Raw genomic sequence first — 447 nt, 5'->3', positions numbered from 1 at the left:
ATAAGCCAGACTCGTCCCCACTAACGGTTCGGCTTTTCTTGTTCGTAACTCAAGGCCGGAGGTAGAACCGTGCTGTTGCAAAAGGTTATGTTTTTTTGTGCGTAAACGCTGAATGTTGTGTGTTTTTTGGCGTAGAAAGGGTTATGTGGAGATGTGCTGCCTGCATGGGATTTGCTCATGGCACCAGTCAGATTGTCTGCTGCCCGTCTGTCATGCGAACGGGCGGTCTCGGTGTGTTTGTATTCGGCGCCGGCAACGACGGTTTGTTTGAACGCGCCGTCAAATTCCCACACACTACGCCCGTTCAGCCCGCGTATGGTCTGATTGAAAACGTAGTCGGAATAACGGGTCGAGTTACCTAATTGGCGCGCGCCCATACGCGTAATGCTCGCATCGACAGCCTCGTCTTCCGTACGCAGTTTTTGCTGATAGGCAGTCAGATTGGCT

1 pseudogene is annotated in these 447 nt (G+C 52.1%); it reads right to left on the bottom strand.

What is annotated here, in order from left to right:
* Positions 1–20 precede the first annotated feature (20 nt).
* Positions 21–447: pseudogene (locus tag ACTHTY_RS11985) on the bottom strand (TonB-dependent hemoglobin/transferrin/lactoferrin family receptor); the annotation flags it as partial.

Source organism: Neisseria sp. P0019.S002, assembly GCF_051957155.1.
GTDB lineage: Bacteria > Pseudomonadota > Gammaproteobacteria > Burkholderiales > Neisseriaceae > Neisseria > Neisseria perflava.
This window is presented reverse-complemented; position numbering and strand designations above follow the sequence as displayed.